The sequence below is a fragment of the Acidobacteriota bacterium genome (assembly GCA_040752675.1).
Classification (GTDB): Bacteria; Acidobacteriota; Polarisedimenticolia; order JBFMGF01; family JBFMGF01; genus JBFMGF01.
The window spans coordinates 1-3,763 of the sequence record JBFMGF010000066.1; the positions used below are offsets into that span (position 1 = coordinate 1).

Here is a 3,763-nt window from a genome sequence, read left to right on the forward strand (position 1 = left end):
AAATTGCAAACACGGTTTCGCATGAAATTGGACATAAAAAGGGTCTTGAGGATAATGAAAATAGAAACAACGCTGACATTATGACATCACCAGTCAAAGAGAAAGGTAAGATTCTTCAGTTCAATAAATCTGACGCTGAAGAACTAAAGAGGGAAAAATGTCAATGATTGCCGTAAAAAATACTATTCGTATCAATTCAATAACATGTCAAGAGCAACTAAAAGCTTACCGGAAAATTATAATTATGTTCACGCCAGTAATTTTCCTTTTATCACTTTGCTGTGGCACTTGCACCAGGGATCAAGAGGACACGTATAAAAAGGGTGCTTTGATTCCAGAAAACCAAAATGGAAATATTTACTAATGTGTCAGATGGCACATTAGTAAAATATGCCTTTTCGAGTAAGCTCGAATTCAGTGCTTTGCGAATTCTTTTGACTCGGACGATTGATACAGCTTTAGTGGATAGATTAGAAGTCGTAGCGGAGATTCAGGAATAGATTGTCGTTTCTGTCGAACTGTCCGAAGAAGGTTGTATTTTCTTTCCCTCCGAGTATGTTCGCGCCGAACGTGACAGCGAAATGGTCGTTGATCTTCTTCGTCACGTCGGCGATGGCGTAATAGTCCTCATCGGTCGCGCTGTAATAGGTGAAGAGCGAGAGCTTCCATGTCTGATATTTCAGGAACTGCATGAGCCGCAGGGTCAGAAGCTGCCGCATCTCATCCTTCACAGGGAATCCAGCGGGAAGTGTTTGCACATACTCATCATGGTCCTGCATCTTTTCGACGTAATATTGAAAGCCAAAAGTGAAATCGGTCCAGAGCTGGCGGCTGTAAGCCACGAGCGCACGTAGCTCCGAGTTCGGGATCAGCATGTCCATTCCCGTATCATCCTCCCTCGAATCGTAATATCCGGCTTCGAACCCTATGACTCCCGCGAACAGTGATCGTTGAACGCTGAACCCATAGATATTAAGCTCTGGATAGAAATATGTAATCGATGCGGGGCTGACTTGGTCATCGGGCATTGCTGAAGGCTGCTTCCAGAACCCTCTGTACAGGTAAAGCGAAACATCCGAATCAAACAGGCGTCTGTAAAGTCTGAACGCAAGCTCGGCGTTGCCATATGTTTTTTCAGGCTTCCGGTTGTAGCGCTCCGCGATTCCAGGAAATGGATCATAGAAATAGAATCGCTCTGGCGATGGAAGATTGTCACTCTCAAAGAGGGGGGCTATGACGAGCTCGGCGTTGATGGGTTCACTCGAGAAGCGTGCCCTGAAGGAATCCACACCCACTTTCAGATATTCGAGAGGCCTGCTAGAGAAAAACGATTCCCAGTCTTTCGGGAATGTGTCGTTGATGAAGAGCAGGTCGCCGATCCCCCAGGTGAGGATCTGGCGGCCGAATCTGAAATCAAACGCTTTGTACATGTAATCGATATATGCCTCGCGCAGGTTGATATGGAATTCATCGTTGAGCGAGTCGTGGTAGAAATCGGTCTTCACCATGAAGGAGGAGCTTTCAAACCATTTCGAGATCTCGATCCGAAGTCTTTCCTCGCCGAGGATGAAATCATCCCCCGAAGGAGACTGTCCACTTGTTTTGCCGGTGAAATTCCCTAGGAGAAAACCGTGCAGCTCGACGGGAAGTTCTCCATTATCTGCAAGAGCGTATGCGGTCGCCAATGCGAGGAGGAATACCCAGATCGAGAAAAACGTTGCAAAGAACCTTGATTGTCGTGCCATGTTTCTCTTTTCTTCCCTCTATAGAAAATGCGCTGTCTTACTTGATCCACTTCGCCGGAGGAGTCCTGAGCGATCGCTCAGTGAATACGTTTTCCTCCACACCTGTGTTGTATTTCACATCTGAGAAGACAACCTCCGTTGAGTGGCCGGTCTTCACATTCCGCATCGTCCTCTTCGTTATAGTGGTGAGAATCATTGCTCCTGTCTCACCTGCTGGAATTTCTTTTATCTCATCCGCGGTGAACACTTTGTAAAGCTGGTTCTGCTGGTCGTAGTACTCTTCCTTGATGGGGAGATAGGTCTTTGTGTCGATCCACGAGATCCTCTTCGTGTAGTCGACCTTATCAAGCGGCTTGCTTTCGATCACATAGCAGTCCCTGTCATTCATCTTCTCGTATTTCAGCAGCGTATGATTGTCCGATTCGACGTCCCTTCCGGAGACATCTTCATAGGTGAAATCGCTTCCGATGAAGCTCGAGCGCTTGTCTTCCGCGGCGACTTTCTTCACGAGGTCGACTGCAGGGATGAATATCCATCTCTCGTCGTCCTTACCCGGGTACTTCCAGACGAGGAATGCGGTTCTTCGCACATCGCCAGGTTCATTGAAGTAGGTGAAATATTTTTGGTCTTCCTGATCGCCGATATCTTTGCGGAGCATCACCATCTGCCGCTTTCTCCTCTTCCCATCTTTGCTGATAAGGTCCATTGTTACCTTCACCCACATGTCATTCCCCGGCGAGTAGAACGCCTCGTAATAATTGCTCACGATCTGCTTCGCTGAAATAGCCTGCTGTGCTGAGGCATATTGAGGGAGAAGGGAAAGCAACAGCGACAGGGCCGATACAGAAAGGAATATTCTGTGTATGATTTTCATAGTGAAAACCTCCTTCTTTTGTTTTGCATTATCCTTAGCAGTGCTTCTATTTGATCTGATCCCCGTTCACGGATGGTTCTTTTGCCCGTCTGATCAGTTCTTCGCAGCTTTTCAATCCAAGCATTCTCAGGAATGATTTCATCGGGCACCAGTTGCTGAAGGCTGACTGGAACAGGTTGATCCCTACAAAGATGGTGAACAAAAACCAGAGTGGTGAATGAAAATATCCCAGGACGACGCTGACCAGAACGAAGACTCCTGCGATACCACGTAATATTCTTTCAATCGTCATTGTTCCTCCTGATCGTTTTTTCCCGCAGCGTAGAAGGGCTGCGCATCAATCTTAAATTATTTGTGCTTTGCATAATCCTTTTCGAGTTGATGGTCCTTTTCTTTTACGCTCGTGAAGAGCCATCCCTTGAGCAAAGAAATGAGGGCTGGCATGAGCATTATCGTCAGAAGAGCACTGATCATCATCATGCTCACGATGAATGCTCCAACCGTGATGTAAGGGGTAAGTGAAGCAAAGAGCATTACCGAGAAGGCTGTTGCGAAGAGGAACGCATTCCGCATGATCCCTTTCCCAGGACGCGCGGAGGTCCAGAGAAGCGATTCGGTTAACGATTCACTCTTGTAAGCATGCGTCATCCGCTGCTTGAACCGGCTGATAAAGTGGATCGCAAAATCGACGGCCATGCCTAGCGAAAGGGTGGAGAGCACAGAGATCGGCATGTCAAAGTCTTTCCCGGTGAAACCGACAACGCCGTAGATGAGCAGGACGGTGAGAAGGAGCGGGATATATCCGACGAGCGCCCACTTTATGGAGCGGAAGTTGAATGCAAGGATCACGAAGATAACGATGAGAGCAAGAATGAATCCTTTGATCATGTCGTAGAGGACTTCGTTATTCCAGACGAGATTGAAATATGCAGTCCCAGCCGGTCTGAATTCCATGCGCGTCGAATGCATTCTGGCGTATTCATCCACGGTACGAATGACATCCCTCATCCCCTGGGCATCCCACGTCTTGAGCTGCACCCAGATGTTTCCCTTCTGGAATGGGTAGTCAACAACATTGTCGAGGTCTGCTGGTTTTGCGGACATACTGAAGAGGAAGAGATACTGCCCGATGGTATTCTTGTCG

4 protein-coding genes are annotated in these 3,763 nt (G+C 47.5%); all 4 read right to left on the minus strand.

Annotation, left to right across the window (positions count from 1 at the left end):
• Positions 1-470: 470 nt before the first annotated feature.
• Complete coding sequence (locus AB1756_06930) at positions 471-1,745, minus strand: hypothetical protein (GenBank protein MEW5807061.1); 1,275 nt, start codon at positions 1,743-1,745, stop codon at positions 471-473.
• A 37-nt stretch (positions 1,746-1,782) separates the two neighbouring features.
• Positions 1,783-2,619 carry an outer membrane lipoprotein-sorting protein gene (locus tag AB1756_06935; protein ID MEW5807062.1) on the minus strand — a complete coding sequence of 279 codons (837 nt, stop codon included), beginning with the start codon at positions 2,617-2,619 and terminating at the stop codon, positions 1,783-1,785.
• Between the two features lie 46 nt (positions 2,620-2,665).
• Positions 2,666-2,911 (minus strand): DUF2892 domain-containing protein, encoded by a 246-nt coding sequence (locus AB1756_06940; GenBank protein MEW5807063.1) that lies wholly within the window; start codon positions 2,909-2,911, stop codon positions 2,666-2,668.
• Between the two features lie 56 nt (positions 2,912-2,967).
• Positions 2,968-3,763, minus strand: a 796-nt coding sequence (locus AB1756_06945; protein ID MEW5807064.1) for an MMPL family transporter, incomplete at its 5' end; no start/stop codon positions are given.